Here is a 15,947-nt window from a genome sequence, read left to right on the forward strand (position 1 = left end):
TAAGAAAATTAAAGAAGAATTTTCAAGTGCTTAAAAAACGTAAAATAATATCATCAAGAATCTTTTCTAATTCTTTCTTATTAACACTCTCAATAAAAACTATATCTTTTTCATCTGGTTTCTCGTATTTTTCCTTTTGTTTTAAATAAATTTCCCATCTCCCGTCAGAAACATCTCCCTTCCTCTTTGAAAGTCTTTCCTTTATTAAATCAGGTGGCGTTTCTACCCAAAGAATCAAAAGCTTAACATTTAATTCTTTTGAAACTTCCCTTAATTTATCCCTCTTATTCTTATCAAGGAAACTTGCATCAAGAATAACATTTTTAGATTCTCTTAAATATCTTTTAGTCCTTTTAAACATTTCCTTATAAACTTTCTCTGTCATTTCTTTGCTATAAATTCCCTTTTCAAAATCTTCATAAACATGTTGATTTAAATTTATTCCGGAAATTTCTTTTCTGATAACATCTGACCTTAAAACTACGCAATCAATTTTTTTACTTATTACATTTGCAACAAAAGATTTTCCAGCGCCTGTAAAACCACTTACAGCTATAATAAAAGGTTTATTCTTTTTTAATTTGGATTTCTTTAATTTTTTTCCTTCTTTCATCTCTTATCTTTTTCCTCAAGATTGCACCTTCAAGAATTTTTTGAATTTCATATTCAGGTAACTTTTTTAGATTTCCTTTCTCATCAAGATGAACAAAAACCATATAGGAACTAACCACATGTCTAAACTCTCCCTTTTCAGGATTCTCAGCAAAAACCTTTACAAGAATTTCTAAACTTGTATTAAATACTGATGTTATATAAGCCTCCATATTTAAAATTTCTCCTATATAAGCAGGGGCAAGAAAATCCATTTCATCAACAGATGCTGTAACACATATTCCCTTTGCATACTTTCTCGCAAGGATAGCAGCAAGCTCATCCATAACCATTAATACTTTCCCTCCATAGGCTCTTTTTAAAAAAAGTGTATCTTCAGGAAAAATAACTCTGTGAGCAGTTATTGACCACTTAGTCTCTAAAGTGCTAAACTCTGGTGGATTTTTTTTAAACTCTAAAATTCTCTTTTTCCTTCTCTCTCTTCTTTCAATTGCCATTTTGTAAATTTTTTCTTCCTCTTCATTTTCAGGGTAAACTTTTCTATCAATTATTCTTTTATTACCCTCACTATCAAGTGCTACAAAAGATAGGTTTGATATACATGCAAGTTCTTCTTTGTCATATCTCCCTGAAAAAACATTAACACCTATCTCAATTGAAGTATTACCAACATATTCAACAAAAGATTCAAAAAGTAAAATATCTCCGATTTTAACAGGTTTAATAAAATCAATTGAATCCATTGAGCCAATTACGCAGGGACCTTTTGTAAATTTAGTAGCAAGAAGAGTACCTGCATCAAGTATCCATCTCATCATATAACCACCATATAAACTTCCTATTGAATTAGCATGCTCGGGAAAAACTACCCTTATATACTCGGATTTTGTTTTACCAATAGATACTTTTTCCAATTTAACCTATCTCTTCTAAATACCTTTTTAACTTCTCAAGAGGATTATCAGAATGGGTAATAGGTCTTCCAACAACTAAAAAATCTGCTCCTTTTTCCTTCGCCTTTCTTGGTGTAATTATCCTTTCCTGATCAAAAGGTAAATCTTCTTCAAGCCTTATTCCGGGAACAACCGTTATAAATTCCTTACCACAAAGATTTTTTACAATCTCTATCTCTTCACCCGAAACTACAACTCCATCAAGTCCAGCAGATTTTGCGAGCCTTACTAAGGTCACTATCTCTTCATCCATTGTCTTTCTCGCATCTGATACATCCTTTAATGTTGCCTCAGACATGCTTGTAAGAATTGTAACCCCTATAAGTAAGGGTCTTTTTCCCTTTTCAACTTCCCATAAAGTTTTACAAGCTGATTCAAGCATCTCAAAACCACCAAGAGTATGAAGAGTTATCATATCTACACCCAATTCATTTATTTCCTTTATTGCAAGAGAAACAACAGAAGGAATATCAAAGAGTTTAAGATCAAGAAAAACTTTTGCCCCTTTTTCCTTGAGCTCTTTCACAAATTTATTACCTGCGTTTATATAAAGGGGGTATCCAATTTTAAACCATTTAACAAGGGGAAAAAGTGCACTCACCCATTTTTCAGCAATATCTTTTTTATTCGTATTAAGGGCAATTATTATTTCTGTCAAGGTTTTTCCTCCCTTATTTTTCTTATTTGCATACAGCCTATTATTTCTTTAATATCATTAATTTTATGTCTTCTCATATACTCTTCTGTATCCTTTATTATTTTATTTATTATTCCAGGCTCCACAAAAAGCATACTTCCTATCTGACAGGCTCTCGCACCTGCCATTAAAAATTCAAGAGCTGATTTATAATCATAAATTCCACCAATACCTATAATTGGAATTTTCACCTCATGATAAACTCTGTAAACAATATAAAGTGCAATTGGATGAATACAAGGTCCAGAAAGACCGGCAACTCCCCTTGGAATTACAAACTCTCTTCTTTCCACATCAATAGCCATCCCCATTATTGTATTAATGAGAGAGAGTCCATCAGCACCTTTTTTTTCGCACTCCTTTGCAATATCAATAATATTAACAAAATTAGGAGCAAGCTTTACAAAAACAGGACCAGCTTTAAATTTATTTTTTACAATTTCAACAATTCTTCCTGCACTTTTTTTGTTCTGCCCAAATTCCATACCACCTTTATCAACATTAGGACAGGATAAATTAAGTTCAATAGCATGAACACAGGCTCTATCCAACTCCTCTGCTAAAAATTCAAACTCCTCTTCTTTTTCACCAAAGACATTCACAATAACAGGTATATCAAGTTTTTTCAAAAGAGGCCATTTTTCATTTATAAATCTTTCTATACCCACATTTTCAAGCCCAATTGAATTGAGTAAGCCACAGGGTACCTCAGCAATTCTCTCAGGTGGATTTCCTGCTCTTTCCTTAATACTTATCCCCTTTGTGACAATTGCTCCAAATTCCTTTATATTTATAGCCTCTGTATGATAAATAAGTTCTGTACCATAAGCAAATGTTCCTGAAGCAGGCATAAATGGATTTTTTAACTTTAAACCTGCAAGGTTAACTTCTAAATTCATATTTCTATTTCAGAAAGTTTAAATAGTGGACCTTCTGTACAGGTTCTTAAATAATTATTAGAGCTTTTGCTTTTAACAGCACAACCCATACATATTCCAAAACCACAAGCCATAGTGCCTTCCATTGAAACATATGTTCTTTCAGGTGGTAAAAATTTAAAAGCCCTTAACATAGGAAGTGGCCCACAAATTATAAACATCGATTTTTCTAAAATTATATATCTATCTTCTATAAGTTCCTTAACAAAATCCGTAACAAGTCCTTTAAAACCAAACGATCCATCTTCGGTGCATATAAATACATTATCTGTAATTTCCTGAATCCTTGAGTACAGGTATTCATTCGGAGCTGTTTTTAATCCATAAATAATCTTAAAAGAACTTAAAGAATAATACTTTGCATAAAACATAAGTGGTGCTATACCTGTTCCACCTCCAATTAGAATTATTTCAAGATCAGAAGGTGGGTCTGGAAAAGGTTTACCGAGTGGCCCAATAAGATCTATTTTTCCTCTTTTCCTTTCATAAAGCAATCTTGAACCCGAACCTAAAACCTTTATTAAAAATTCAATAACGTCATCCTCAGCATTCCATACACTGTAGGGTCTTCTGATAAAAGGATGAAGAGAATTCTGAACTTTAATATTAACAAATTGACCTGGTTTTACCCTTTTTGCAATTTCCTCTGCTGAAATTAATAGCTGAAACATTCCATCGCCTAAGTCTATATTGTTTAAAATCTCACCCTCAATTTTTTTCAAGTAAATTTCTCGAGATAACATAATAAAAACTCCCTTTATATTTTTCTTCTAAAATCTTATAAAATTCATTAGTTTTCATTTCATCTTTTAAAAAGTTTTTGTAAATAAATATAATAAGGTATAAAACCCGTGGAATTTCTCTATCTTCTGAAAAATTTTTTACATACTCTTCAAAAAGTTTTAAAGCTTTTTTATATAATCCAAGGTCAATATAATAGGATTCAGCAATTTTAAGCATTTCCTCCTTCAATTTATTTCCTTCTAAATCCTTTAACTTTTCTTCATTTTCAATCAAATTTAACCATACACCTGACTTTACTCCGTAATTTGTTGAAGGAGAAAATTTCTTAATTTCAGACAATATATCTTTCAAAGGAATTAAGCTATCCTCTTCAAAGTAAATCTTGGCAAGTTCAAATCCAATTTCCTGTTTTTTAATATAATCTTCCCCCTTTAACATAAAATTTTTGAAAAGTCTCTTCAATTCAGAAATATTATTCTCTTTCATGTAAATTTCCTGAAGAATTTTTAATACCTCATAATTTTTATTTTCAGAATCAAAATTTTTTAAAATCTCCTTTGCTTTTTCAAAATCTCCCTTTTCCTTGTATGCCTCAGCAAGTAAAATAGATAAATCTTTATTTTTTTCCAGATCCTTAATAAAACGCATAGCTGAATCCACCATCCCTATCTTTAAAGCAGAACGAACATAAATAGGTATTGCTCTTTCCTTTAAAGAAGAATTAGATATTACCTTCCTTGAATAGTAAAGTGAAGAGTCATATTCTTCGCTTATTTCAAAATATTTTGATTTATAAAAATAAAATTTAGGACTTTCTTTTTTTGGATAAAGAGAAAGAACAAAAAGAGAATTTTCAAGGTCTTTTTTTTGGAAAAGATAATTTAAAAGAGAATCACAAAAAATAAATGTAAAAAAACTTTTTGGAAAAAATCTTTGAAGTTCTTCATACTTTTTAATTGCATTTGATTTTTCATCTATTCTTATGTAAATCATACCTGAATAAAAAATAGCATCATCAAAAAATGGAGAATCAGGAAAATATTTTATAATTCTTAAAAACTTTTCAAGGGACTTATCATATAAAGTTTTAATCTCCTGAGTCAAGTTTTTTTTATTTTGAAAGAATCTTTTTTCTGCATCTCTGTAATATTTTTTGGCATTATAATATGTATTAAAATAACTCCTGAAAAAAGCACAAGAAGATAAAATCAAAAAAAGAAAAATTAAATTCTTAAACAAATAATTATGTAGATCCAGACCCAAACTTTACTTTTCTAAACCTTGCAGGAGGAGAAGCATGACCTACATGCATAGATTGACCCGGTTCACCCTTTCCACAGGTTAAAAGCCCATAAAGAATTTGATCTTTCCCTATACCATCACAGGAATTCCAGAAATCTGGTGTTATACCATAATAAAGGGGGTCTCTCACAATTTCTCCGGTTAATTTCCCGTTCTTTATTCTGTAACCTATTTCACAGGCAAACTGGAAATTAAGCCTTTTTTCATCAATACTCCATGATTTATTAACATCAATTAAAAAACCATCTTTAATATCAGAAATAAGCTCTTCCAATGTTTTATCACCTGGTTCAAGGTTTATATTTGTCATCCTCACTATTGGAATCCTGTTCCAACTTGAAGCCCTTGCAGCACCAGAAGACTCTGAATTAATATGAATTGCAGTATCCCTTGATGAAAGATATCCTGAAAGAACACCTTCCTTAATTAAATAAATTTTTTTTGCCCTTGTTCCTTCATCATCAAAACCAAATGTGCCAAGCCCTTTCGGATAAGTAGCATCTGCTGTGATATTTACAATTGGAGAAGCATATCTAAATTTAAAAAGTTTATCAAGTGTAGCAAAACTCGTTCCTGCATAAGAAGCCTCATAACCTAAAACTCTATCCAGTTCTGTAGCGTGACCTACTGACTCATGAATTTGAAGAACCATCTGACCAGGCATAATTACAAGATCAAACTCACCTTCTGGAGCTGGTGGAGCAGTAAGTAATTTATCAGCCTCTTCTACTATTTTGAAAGCATTCTCTTTAAACATCCCTTTATCTATGACCTCAAATCCTCCCTGTAAATAGTTACCACCATGACTTTCTGGATAAGATCGTACCTCAAGAATTCCATCCTTAAAGGTATAGACTGAATAACCTCCTCCTGAATGATAAATTACCTGGTGTATATCGTGACCTTCAGTGGAAGCAAAATATTTATTTTCTCTAAAAAATCTTAAAACACAGTTTCTCAAAACAGCATACTTAGAATTTTTTAATATCTCATCTATCTCAAATAAGAATTTTAATTTTTCATCGAGAGGAACCTTAAAGGGGTCAATTTCAACAAAAGAAAAATAATTACCTTTTGAAGGTTCTTCCCTTACCAGTTTATATCCAAAGGAATTATATTTACTGGAAGCATCACATAATTTTTTTGCAAGTTTTACAGTTTCAAAAATTTTTTCTTTACTAAAATCATTTGAAGCTGCAAAACCCATTCCTCCATTATGAAAAATTCTTATTCCGTATCCTCTATCTTCATCCCTCGCAAAAATTTCAAGGTTTCCGTTTCTTAAAGAAATAAATTCAGATTCCTTTTCAACAATCCTTATTTCTCCATAGGAAACTTTCAAAATTTCAAAGATATTTAAAGCCTCATTTATAATTTCTCTCATTTAAAAAATTTTTATGGAGCCGAGGGGACTTGAACCCCTGACCTTCGGAGTGCGATTCCGACGCTCTCCCACCTGAGCTACGGCCCCTTGTCTATTATTATAAGACAAAAGTCTTAACTGAAAGTAAAATAAATCAAAAGAACTTCAAATAAAACCCTTAATCTTGCATCTCCAAGAATACCAGTTGAGAAAATTAAAGGAAATAAAATAAATATTAAAAGAAAACTATCTCTAAAATTTTTTAATAATTTCTTAAAAAATAAAATAAGAAGTAAAATATGGAAAAAAATTGAAAATAAGAGTATAAAAATTCCCTTTAATCCTAAAAAAATTATTCTTTCTTTAAAAATTTTTTCTATACCTTTTAAAATTTTTCCCTTAAGAAATAAACCAAAAAATTCCTGTTGAACCCCTCTAAGAATATCCTTACCTGAAAAATAAACTATAAGAGGTTTCAATGAAATAGGTGAAAAAAGTGTATTAAAAGAAAATATAAAATGGGAAATTAAAAATTCTGGAAAGGTTCTTTTAAGTTCTTTTAAAGAAATTTTTATCATCCCATAATAAATATCTCCTTCATTAAAATTTTCTCCCAGTTCCTTTAAAAGTTCATCACTCATCTTTTCCCTTGCTTCACTAAAAGAAATTTTATCTTTTAAAGAAACAGAAAAAGGAACATAATAAGAAAAAAAATTAACAGGGATAACACTTGAAAAACCTAAAAATCCCAAATTTTTATAAACAATTAAAACCCAAACAAAAGAAATTGCTAAAGGGAAAATTAATATAAAAAAGGCTCTTTTAAATTCCCTTATAATAAGAAAATACATAAATAAAAATAATGGCAACAAAAGGGCAACAGGTTTTATATAAGGGAGGAGAGAAAGAATTAAAATAGAAAAAAGAAAACGGTTTTCCTTTAAAAAAATATAAAGAAAATAAAGAAAAAAACCAAAGAAAAAATCAGCTGTTGGTAAAAGAGAATGAAAATTCAAATTAGGTGAAAGAATAAAAAAAATTGAAAATAAATAAAAACTTTTCTTTTTCATTTTTTTATAAGAAAAAATCAGCAAAATTATAGAAAGAATAACATTGATAACAAAATTAGTTAAAGGAGATTTATTTAATTTATAAAAAATTGAGAGAAAAAAAGGAAAAAGAGGAGTTCTATAAGTCTCAAATTTTCCATTTCTTGTAAAACCTTTTCCCTCGGATAAATTTAGTGCAAGCTCATGATATTCTTTTGCATCTGAAACTGATTCAAGAATTCTTCTTGGCTCGTTCAAACCTTCAAGAATGTAAAAAATTCTTGTTATTAAAAGAAAAAAAATTATAAGAAAAAGAGTAAATCTATAAGTCAGGATAATTTTCTTTATTCTTAACACAGTATTTTAAAAAAGCCTCATATGTCCAGGGCATTTTTTCTTTGAAAATTTCTAAAATACATTTTGCATATTCCCTTATTTCATATTGAGCATGAATATCAAGTCTTAACCTCAAAAAATTCATCAAGCTCCTCGCATTAACTGTCCAGTAAAACTGCGTATAAGTTGAAAGAGGACATACAATCCTTGCAATTTCCCTTGCTACACCTCTCTCAAGAAGTTCTCTATAAACTTCAAAGGATTTTTCAAAAATATCTTGCATCTTTTTCAATAGCTCCTTTTCCTCCTCAATATCACCAAATTCACTCATCTGTTTATCTTTTTTTGATTGAACCCTTAACTTTTCTGGTAAATAATATTCATCCTTGTATTCAGTATATCTACCTGAAATTTCATTATAAGAACCCCATCTATGCCTGAACCATTGCCTTGCAACAAATATTGGACACTTCACATGAAATTTAAAAACCGAATGCTCAAAGGGGGTCATATGCTCATTTTCCATTAAATAAAATAAAAGCTTTTTATCCTTTTCTTCTCCTTTTAAACCCGAACCATAAGAAACCCTCGCAGATTGGACAACAGAATTATCACCTCCCATAAATTCAACAAGGCGTAAAAAACCTTTATCAAGAACTTTAAATTCCATTGTTAAATAGTTATTTTGCTCTATTTATTACTTCTTTTTCAATTAAAAAGGCAAAAATATGGAGTATCAATTCATGAACTTCCTGTATCCTTGGAGTTGAATTTGAAGGAACATTTATTAATACATCGCAAATCTCATGAACCGGTGGATTTTTATCTCCTGTAAGATAAATTATCTTTATTCCCATCTCCTTTGCCTTTTTACAGGCTCTGTTAACATTCTCTGATTTTCCTGATGTTGATATTGCTATTAAAGAATCACCTTCTCTTCCTAAAGCCTCTATCTGTCTTGAAAAAACATTTTCAAAACCTATGTCATTAGAAATTGCTGTAAGAGATGATGTATCAGTGGTTAGTGCAATTGCTGCAAGTCCCTTTCTTTTTTCAACCCTATATTTTCCAACAAGTTCAGCAGCAAAGTGTTGGGCTTGAGCAGCTGAACCTCCATTTCCACATATTAAAATCTTTCCACCACTTAATAGAGTTTGATTTAGAATTTTTACTGCCTCATTTATTAAGGTGGCAGAGTTTAAAATCTTTTTTTTAATTTCAATTGATTCTTCAATTTCGGATAAAATAAGGTCTATCATTTTAAAAAAAGTAATTTTAAGGATTTGAACCTCTTAAAATAAAAACCTTAAAAATTTCTCCCATGGCTTCGGGATTAATCAAGTAATTTAATTGACTGATTAGTTTAAGTCTTTCTTTACTCTCAAGAATTCTTTCATATTCAAAAATTTCCTCTAAATAATCTTTCAAAAAATCACTTAATTTTTTAATCTCAATAATTTCATAGCCTGAAAGTTCAAATTTTTTCTTTAAAAAATCAATATTTAAAGTCCTTGTTATATCCTTTTCACCCATTTCATCATAAAAATTATAGGAAACAGAATGTTTTTTAAAAGCCCTTGCTGTTCCTTTTCCTTTTTTTATAATCTCATTCAAACTTTCTGCGTAATCTAAAAAAATTAAAAAAGAATCCTTAATTTTATCTTTAATTTCCTTTAAAAAAATTATAATATCATCTGAATATTCAAAAACAGAATTATCAGGTATTTTATCCATAAAGTAATCTAAAAAATTGTCATCATACCTTCTAAGGATTTCTTTTTTATTTTCAAGGTCAACCATGATTTCAAATATTTTACCACTCATTTTAACAAATCTTCTGAAAGGAAAAGCATCTAAAACTTCTATAATTATTATAAAACCCTTAAAATTTTTTATTTCTTTTAAAGAATCAAGAAAAATTACCTCTTTTAAATTTTTAAGTCTCTCTCTTGCAACTCTTAAAAGATTTTTTGAAGGTTCATAAAAAAAATATTTAATTTTCTTCATAATTTTCAAAAAATTTTCACAGAATACTCCCTCACCACCACCTATTTCTAAAATTTCGTAAGTATTAAGTTCTTTCCCTTTTTCTTCTATGAATTTTTTAAGGGATAGAATTAAGGGTAAGGAAAAATTTGAAGGTGTTACAAAATCACCCCTTTCACCTGTCAAAAATTCTTTTTTTGTATAGAAACCTTTTTCACCATAAAGAGCTTCTTTCATAAAATCTTTAAAGGAAATTACCTTTCCTTTAATTCTCTCCATATAAAATCCTTTGCTTTTTTCAATTCAAATGATGTGAAGGAAGGACCATGCCCGGGATAAAACCTTCCTTCAAGTTCAAATAAAATTTCAAGAGTTTTCTTCAAAATTTTTTTATCCTCAACAAATAAAGAAATCCTTGGTCTTTTTAAAAAAGGGTTGGGACCAATCAGTGTGTCACCAATAAAGTAATTATTTTCTATTTTAAAAGTAACAGAACCGTATGTGTGTCCTGGTGTTTCAATTATATAAATACCATTTAAATCTTTTAAATTATCCCTTTCAAAAACTTCAAAGTCAGCAAATCTTTTTAAAAAATTTAAACTAAAATAAACTATGTTTGAATAAAAAGTGCCCTTTGATGGTGGAAGATGAATGATTTTATTTTTTACAAATTCATAATCCCTCTCATGTATAAAAATTTTTGTCCCATTTTTTTGCAAAAAGCTTGCATTTCCAATGTGATCCCAGTGACCATGTGTTATAAGTAAATAATCCAATTTTTCTTTAAGAGAATTTATTTTTCTTCTTTCAAATGGTGAACCTGAATCTATAAGTATTTTTTTTTCATTAAATTCTACTAAGTAAAAAACAGAATAAAAGGAAGAAATTCTTTTAATTTTCAATTTAAAGATCTATAAATCTTTGATGATAAATTCTTAAAAGCCCCAGGTTTACAGATTTTCTCGCAAAGGTAATAAGGAAGCCTTTAAATTTGGGAGGGTTCTTCGACAATATAACAACCTTTTCCTTGGTAAAAATATATAAAATTGTTCTATTATCTTTATTATAACTCTTAAAGAAATTAATAAGGTCTCTTCTATCCTGGGGCGAAATATTAAAAGAAACTTCCTCATAAATTGAATTACCATTTTCATCTGTCACAATAATTCCATTAACATCAGGATTTCTTAACATTTCTTTTAAATAAAAAAAACCTTTCTTACCTTTTGTTATTCCTTCCATTTGAGCTTTTTAACTATCCATCTTAATGTAACAAAATTTGTATTTTCCTTAAAAATAAGAAATTTCCATTTACCATTTCCCTTGAAACCTACTTCTGGTAAATCCTTTTCAACAATTATTTCTCTCGGTTCCCCGATGCCCCATTTTTTAAAGTAAGTTTCAACAACTGTCACAAAGGGTAAAAGTTCATCATCTTCTCTTATTTCTTCCAGCTCATCAATACCTTTCAAAAATTCAAATAACTCTTCCTTTTGCTCAGATGGTTTAATTTCTTCTTTTCTTTCAATCTCTTTTTTTTCTTCAAGTTTAATTTTAACTTCCTCAATTATCTTTTCTCCTTTCCTTTCCCTTATTTCTTTTAATTTTTCTCTCAAATAATTTACTTTTTCATTATCTTTCTGAAGTTCTGCGATTTTTATCCAAAGGGAAAGAGCTCTTTCAGATAAGGGGCTTGACCTTAAATAATCCTTCAAAAGAGTTTCAGCTTCAATAATTAAGTTGTGTTCAATATACTCCTCAACAAGTTCAAGAAGCAAGCTGGACCTCGGATCATAAAAAAGTTTTTCTTCTTTCATATTAAGAGTTTTCTCTTATCAATTTCTAAAAGTAAGGTTCTTAGAAGGGACAAAAGTCTATCAATTCTTTCCTTTAAGTCAGGAGTTGAATATTCATAAGCTTTTTCCCATGCTTTAAGTGCTCCCTGAAGGTCTCCGAATTTAACTCTTACAAAACCCATACCATAGTAACCTAAGGGGTTATGTGGATCCCTTCTTATTACCTGATAATACTCCTGTGATGCAAGTCTATAATTTTTTAAAAGAAAATATAGATCAGCAAGAAGAAGGTGAGCCATTATAAAATCAGGATAAAGGGAAAGAGCTTTACTCAAAAAAGCTTCGGCCTCTAAATATTTACCCTTTTTTATCATATCCCTTGCTTTTAAAAAAAGCTCTTCTGCCTCTCTTTTTGCTTTTTCCTCAAGAGCTTTATCCACTTCCTTAAATTCTATAATACCCCTTTCATGTAATCTTATTATCTCCTTTGCTACTTCAATAGAAGGCAATCTAAATTCTTCCATAATATCCTCAATTTTTCTCCTTCCATCTACCAAGGAAAGTATTTTCCATTCAAGAGGAGAAAGATCAAGATGAGAGGCACCTTCATTAATCCATTTTTCTGATAAAACTGGAACAAGGGAATAGGAGGGTATTTTTTTTGAAATTTCTTCCCATTCATCAAGTCTTCTTGAACTTTCAAGCAAAATATCCTGAATATCAAAAGAAAAGGGGTCGGGCAAAACTTCTCCTTCATCTTTTATTTCATCAAACCTAAATTCTCCTTTTTTCCAGGAAAGAATTTCAAACATTCTTGTTTCATTAGACATTCTTAAAATTTTTATAATTGGGGAAAGATCTTTAATTTTTTCATAGGCAATTTTTAAAATTTCTTTCTCATTAAATTTTAAATCTTCCTGTAAATCTTTCAAAAGACCTGACTGTTTTATTTTTGTATATAAGAAATCATCACCAACTATTGTTATAAGCTGTAAATTACCTCTCTTTAAAATAATCTCTGCAGAATTTTTCTCCTTTTTAAGTTCATTTATAGCTTTAATCTTACCTGTTTTTCTGTTCATAGCAAGTATCTGCAAAAAATCAATAAGGGAAAGTTCTTCAAGTTTACCTTCAATTGGCATTAAATTCTCACCTCCTTTTCAAGCATTTTTAACCATTTTAATGCAAGTGCTGAGTATTCCTTTGCTTTTTTTGCAAGAGGTGAATTCTCGGAAAGCCTCACAACTTTAGTCCATTCTTCAATTGCTTTTGCATACTTTCCAATTAAAGCATAGCATACCCCGAAATAGAAATGCAATTCTTCTTTTAAAAAGAAATCCTTTTGTAAGGATTTAAAAAGCTCTATAGCTTCCTTATATTTACCCTTTGCTGTAAGATCAATGGCAATTAGAAGGTCAGCATATTTATTAAATCCCTCTTTCTTTAAAATTTCTACTTTATTTCTAAAATTTTCTTCATCTTTTAATTTTAAAGAACATCTCGCATATGCATAAAGTGCCTCCTTATTTTTACTATCTTCTTTAATGATTTTTTCATACTCTTTTCTTGCCTCTTCGTATCTTTCCAGTTTTTCAAGCAATTCACCAAACCACATTATTATCTTAGTATCAGGTTTAGATTTTTTTAATACCCTTTTTAACACTTCCAAGGCTTCATTCAATTCACCCTTTCTTTCCTTTATTTTTGCCTTTAAAAGCAAAACATCAATGTACTCTTTATCTTTTTTTATAATCTTATCTAATTCTTCTTCTGCCCTATCATATCTTTTTGTTCTGTAAAATACATGGGCAAGATGTAATCTTATTCTATCGTCTTCTTTTTCTTTAAGTAATTTAAAATAAAAATTCTCTGCATTTTCATAAAAACCAAGATTTTCATAAGCAAGAGCAAGTAAATAAAGAATCTCCTTATCCTCAGGATATTTTTTATTAAGGGGAAGGAGTAATTTAAGAGCATTTTCAAAATCCCTATTCTTTAAAAGAATTTTTACCTTTTTTAACTCAAGAAACTTATCGCCTTCAAATTCTTCAACCTCTTTAGAAGGGAAAATTCTTGATTCAACAGGTCTTGGGGAACCTTCAATAGCAAAAAGATATTGGAATACATTTGCCTTTTCTTCTTCCTTAAAACTAACATCTTCACCGTTTATTTTTGAAAGCAAAAAGGCAGCATAGGAAAAATCAGGTTCTATTCTTAAAGCCTCTCTCAAAAGTTCTTTTGCTTTGTCTTTTTCTCCAATCTCATTAAGTATTTTTGCATAAAGAGTAAGATAAAATGGGTTCTCCTTTTCAATTTCATTAATTTCTTTAAGATACTGAAGGGCTTTTTCCAAATTATTCTCTTCAATTGCTATGAGAGATAGATTATAAAGTGGAACTATAAAACCTGGCTCAATTTCATAGGATCTCTGAAAATATTCTTTGGCTTTTTCTCTATTTTCATTTGCTATTATACAGGCTAAATTATTTAAAGCATAAGGATAATTCTTTATCCCTTCAAAAATTTTTCTTGCTTTTTCTGTATCTCCCCTTCTCGAAAGAGCTATTGCGTACATATTCCATGTATGAAAGTCCTTTTCTTTAATTTCTTCTATTAAAGAAATAGCTCTATCCCAATTCTCTTCAAGCAGAAAAATCTCAGCCTCTATCTTCTTTAATTCGGGTCTTGTATCATCCATTTTCTTTAGTTCTTCAAGAATATTCTTTGCTTCCCTCAAGAAGAGTTTGTTTTTGTATGCTTCAAGAAGATTAAGTCTTGATTCAAAAGGATCTGCTTTTATCTCAATTATTCCTATGGATTCCTGTAATAATTCCTCAATAGATGGAGCTTCTTCATCTATACCAAGTGCTCCTTGAACTTTTGATATTCTGGGATCAAGTTCTTTTGCCTTTATAGCTTCTTCTAAGGCTTCTTCTAAATATCCTTTTTCTCCAAGGGCAAAGGAAAGATAAAGATGGGCTTTTGCATTGTTTGGGTCTTTTTCGATTACTTCTCTTAGAACTTTTATTGCTGAGTCATAATTTCCCTGATTATATAAAACTTCTCCCAGATCAAGTTTAATATCTAAATCTTCTGGTAGAATTCTTTGCGCTCTTCTAATTGCTGCAATTGCCTCTGGAAATTTTCCCATCTTCTTGTAACATCTTATCACCCCTTTAATTGCTTCCTTATTTTTTGAATCTCTTAGCAAAACCTCTCTATACTCCCTCAAAGCATGTGAGTATTTTGCTAATTGGTAAAGGGTCTTTGCATATTCAAGCCTTGCATTAATATCCTCAGGATTTTGTTCTACTTTCCTAAAATATTTATCAATAAGATCTTCTTTTTTCTTGGTTTTTTTTAAAATTATTTCAAGATTGATTCTTGCTATATTAAAATCTGGATCAATATCAAGAGCTTTTTTAAGCTCATTAATAGCCTCATCAAATAAGCCTCTGTTGAAATAAACTACCGCAAGATTGTTATGAGCTGCTGGATCAAAGGGATCAATCTTTGTAGCAAAAGACTTCAAAATTCTAATCTCTTCCTGAGTAGGAGATCTCATTCAAAAAAGGATTTTAATTTTTCCTGAATTATACCAATTGCGTGTTCATCAGGTAAAAAGAAAAATGCTATCTTTATTTCTATCCCATTTTCTATTTTCAAAATTGACTTTATGCATAAAGCAAAACCTCTTTCTGCCTCAATCTGAAGAAAAGCATCTGAAAGAATAGCCCTTATATTATCATTCTTTAAAAAGGGTACCGTAGGTAGGGCTAAAAGTCCAAGAAAATCTGATAAGGCTGTCATATATGCTCCTGTGATAATATTCCCCACTTCCTTTAAAGCAGATTCTTCCTGTTCATTAATTTCAGAAACCCTTTCTCTCATTAAAAGGGATAAAAGGGAAATAGCTTCTTCTTTTGAAAGTAAAAGGAGAGTAAGTCCGGTAAGATCTCCTAAAAAATAAAGAAGAATTCCAATGGCTTCTTCATCAGTCTTACCTGCAACTTTTTCAAAAACGGTTCCCATATCACCTATAAAAACCTCAGGTACACTCATCATTACCTTTCTGTTTATAAGACCAGAAAGTGCGGTGGCTGCATGACCGCAACCAATATTTGCTACTTCCCTTAAGCCATCAATACCAAAAATTCCTTCTTCTTTCATT

General features: G+C 30.1%; 17 protein-coding genes and 1 tRNA gene. All 18 read right to left on the reverse strand.

Translation table 11 applies throughout. The annotated features are described in order from the left end of the window. Window positions 1-22: 22 nt before the first annotated feature. A complete protein-coding gene (locus ABIN73_01890; GenBank protein ID MEO0268477.1) occupies window positions 23-613 on the reverse strand; it encodes an AAA family ATPase in 591 nt (196 codons plus the stop codon). After that, window positions 567-1,526 carry an acyl-CoA thioesterase gene (locus ABIN73_01895; protein ID MEO0268478.1) on the reverse strand — a complete coding sequence of 320 codons (960 nt, stop codon included), beginning with the start codon at window positions 1,524-1,526 and terminating at the stop codon, window positions 567-569. The genes ABIN73_01890 and ABIN73_01895 overlap by 47 nt, the downstream gene beginning before the upstream one ends. Window position 1,527: 1 nt before the next feature. After that, window positions 1,528-2,223, reverse strand: a complete 696-nt coding sequence (pyrF, locus tag ABIN73_01900; protein ID MEO0268479.1) for an orotidine-5'-phosphate decarboxylase — start codon at window positions 2,221-2,223, stop codon at window positions 1,528-1,530. Next, window positions 2,220-3,161, reverse strand: a complete 942-nt coding sequence (locus ABIN73_01905) for a dihydroorotate dehydrogenase (protein ID MEO0268480.1) — start codon at window positions 3,159-3,161, stop codon at window positions 2,220-2,222. The genes pyrF and ABIN73_01905 overlap by 4 nt, the downstream gene beginning before the upstream one ends. Then, window positions 3,158-3,943, reverse strand: a complete 786-nt coding sequence (locus ABIN73_01910; protein ID MEO0268481.1) for a hypothetical protein — start codon at window positions 3,941-3,943, stop codon at window positions 3,158-3,160. The genes ABIN73_01905 and ABIN73_01910 overlap by 4 nt, the downstream gene beginning before the upstream one ends. Continuing rightward, window positions 3,909-5,156 carry a tetratricopeptide repeat protein gene (locus tag ABIN73_01915; GenBank protein MEO0268482.1) on the reverse strand — a complete coding sequence of 416 codons (1,248 nt, stop codon included), beginning with the start codon at window positions 5,154-5,156 and terminating at the stop codon, window positions 3,909-3,911. The genes ABIN73_01910 and ABIN73_01915 overlap by 35 nt, the downstream gene beginning before the upstream one ends. Before the next feature lie 31 nt (window positions 5,157-5,187). After that, on the reverse strand, window positions 5,188-6,630 hold the full coding sequence (locus ABIN73_01920; protein MEO0268483.1) for a TldD/PmbA family protein: 1,443 nt from the start codon (window positions 6,628-6,630) through the stop codon (window positions 5,188-5,190). Window positions 6,631-6,644: 14 nt separating this feature from the next. Then, window positions 6,645-6,717: transfer RNA gene (locus ABIN73_01925), tRNA-Ala, on the reverse strand. A 26-nt stretch (window positions 6,718-6,743) separates the two neighbouring features. Continuing rightward, window positions 6,744-8,015, reverse strand: coding sequence for a hypothetical protein (locus ABIN73_01930; GenBank protein ID MEO0268484.1), 1,272 nt, complete (start codon window positions 8,013-8,015; stop codon window positions 6,744-6,746). After that, window positions 7,981-8,664 carry an FAD-dependent thymidylate synthase gene (thyX, locus tag ABIN73_01935; protein MEO0268485.1) on the reverse strand — a complete coding sequence of 228 codons (684 nt, stop codon included), beginning with the start codon at window positions 8,662-8,664 and terminating at the stop codon, window positions 7,981-7,983. Before thyX ends, ABIN73_01930 begins: the two co-directional genes overlap by 35 nt. Before the next feature lie 10 nt (window positions 8,665-8,674). After that, window positions 8,675-9,253, reverse strand: coding sequence for an SIS domain-containing protein (locus tag ABIN73_01940; GenBank protein MEO0268486.1), 579 nt, complete (start codon window positions 9,251-9,253; stop codon window positions 8,675-8,677). A gap of 16 nt (window positions 9,254-9,269) precedes the next feature. Continuing rightward, window positions 9,270-10,259: an SAM-dependent methyltransferase gene (locus ABIN73_01945; GenBank protein ID MEO0268487.1), complete on the reverse strand. Its 990-nt coding sequence runs from the start codon at window positions 10,257-10,259 to the stop codon at window positions 9,270-9,272. Further along, window positions 10,235-10,882, reverse strand: coding sequence for an MBL fold metallo-hydrolase (locus ABIN73_01950; protein ID MEO0268488.1), 648 nt, complete (start codon window positions 10,880-10,882; stop codon window positions 10,235-10,237). The genes ABIN73_01945 and ABIN73_01950 overlap by 25 nt, the downstream gene beginning before the upstream one ends. Before the next feature lies 1 nt (window position 10,883). Then, complete coding sequence (locus ABIN73_01955) at window positions 10,884-11,222, reverse strand: hypothetical protein (GenBank protein MEO0268489.1); 339 nt, start codon at window positions 11,220-11,222, stop codon at window positions 10,884-10,886. After that, window positions 11,210-11,797, reverse strand: coding sequence for a hypothetical protein (locus ABIN73_01960; protein ID MEO0268490.1), 588 nt, complete (start codon window positions 11,795-11,797; stop codon window positions 11,210-11,212). Before ABIN73_01960 ends, ABIN73_01955 begins: the two co-directional genes overlap by 13 nt. Beyond that, the gene (locus tag ABIN73_01965; GenBank protein ID MEO0268491.1) at window positions 11,794-12,918 is read right to left on the reverse strand and encodes a DUF4388 domain-containing protein; all 1,125 of its coding nucleotides are present in this window, start codon (window positions 12,916-12,918) and stop codon (window positions 11,794-11,796) included. Before ABIN73_01965 ends, ABIN73_01960 begins: the two co-directional genes overlap by 4 nt. After that, complete coding sequence (locus ABIN73_01970; GenBank protein MEO0268492.1) at window positions 12,918-15,341, reverse strand: tetratricopeptide repeat protein; 2,424 nt, start codon at window positions 15,339-15,341, stop codon at window positions 12,918-12,920. Before ABIN73_01970 ends, ABIN73_01965 begins: the two co-directional genes overlap by 1 nt. Then, window positions 15,338-15,946: a chemotaxis protein CheC gene (locus tag ABIN73_01975; GenBank protein MEO0268493.1), complete on the reverse strand. Its 609-nt coding sequence runs from the start codon at window positions 15,944-15,946 to the stop codon at window positions 15,338-15,340. The genes ABIN73_01970 and ABIN73_01975 overlap by 4 nt, the downstream gene beginning before the upstream one ends. Window position 15,947 lies beyond the last annotated feature (1 nt).

The organism is candidate division WOR-3 bacterium (genome assembly GCA_039804025.1).
Lineage (GTDB): Bacteria > Hydrothermota > Hydrothermia > Hydrothermales > JAJRUZ01 > JBCNVI01.

Coding starts and splice junctions, on each gene's coding strand:
- ABIN73_01890 (MEO0268477.1), bottom strand. CDS start 613: ATGAAAGAAGGAAAAAAATTAAAGAAATCCAAATTAAAAAAGAATAAA.
- ABIN73_01905 (MEO0268480.1), bottom strand. CDS start 3,161: ATGAATTTAGAAGTTAACCTTGCAGGTTTAAAGTTAAAAAATCCATTT.
- ABIN73_01910 (MEO0268481.1), bottom strand. CDS start 3,943: ATGTTATCTCGAGAAATTTACTTGAAAAAAATTGAGGGTGAGATTTTA.
- ABIN73_01920 (MEO0268483.1), bottom strand. CDS start 6,630: ATGAGAGAAATTATAAATGAGGCTTTAAATATCTTTGAAATTTTGAAA.
- thyX (MEO0268485.1), bottom strand. CDS start 8,664: ATGGAATTTAAAGTTCTTGATAAAGGTTTTTTACGCCTTGTTGAATTT.
- ABIN73_01940 (MEO0268486.1), bottom strand. CDS start 9,253: ATGATAGACCTTATTTTATCCGAAATTGAAGAATCAATTGAAATTAAA.
- ABIN73_01945 (MEO0268487.1), bottom strand. CDS start 10,259: ATGGAGAGAATTAAAGGAAAGGTAATTTCCTTTAAAGATTTTATGAAA.
- ABIN73_01955 (MEO0268489.1), bottom strand. CDS start 11,222: ATGGAAGGAATAACAAAAGGTAAGAAAGGTTTTTTTTATTTAAAAGAA.
- ABIN73_01960 (MEO0268490.1), bottom strand. CDS start 11,797: ATGAAAGAAGAAAAACTTTTTTATGATCCGAGGTCCAGCTTGCTTCTT.
- ABIN73_01965 (MEO0268491.1), bottom strand. CDS start 12,918: ATGCCAATTGAAGGTAAACTTGAAGAACTTTCCCTTATTGATTTTTTG.
- ABIN73_01970 (MEO0268492.1), bottom strand. CDS start 15,341: ATGAGATCTCCTACTCAGGAAGAGATTAGAATTTTGAAGTCTTTTGCT.
- ABIN73_01975 (MEO0268493.1), bottom strand. CDS start 15,946: ATGAAAGAAGAAGGAATTTTTGGTATTGATGGCTTAAGGGAAGTAGCA.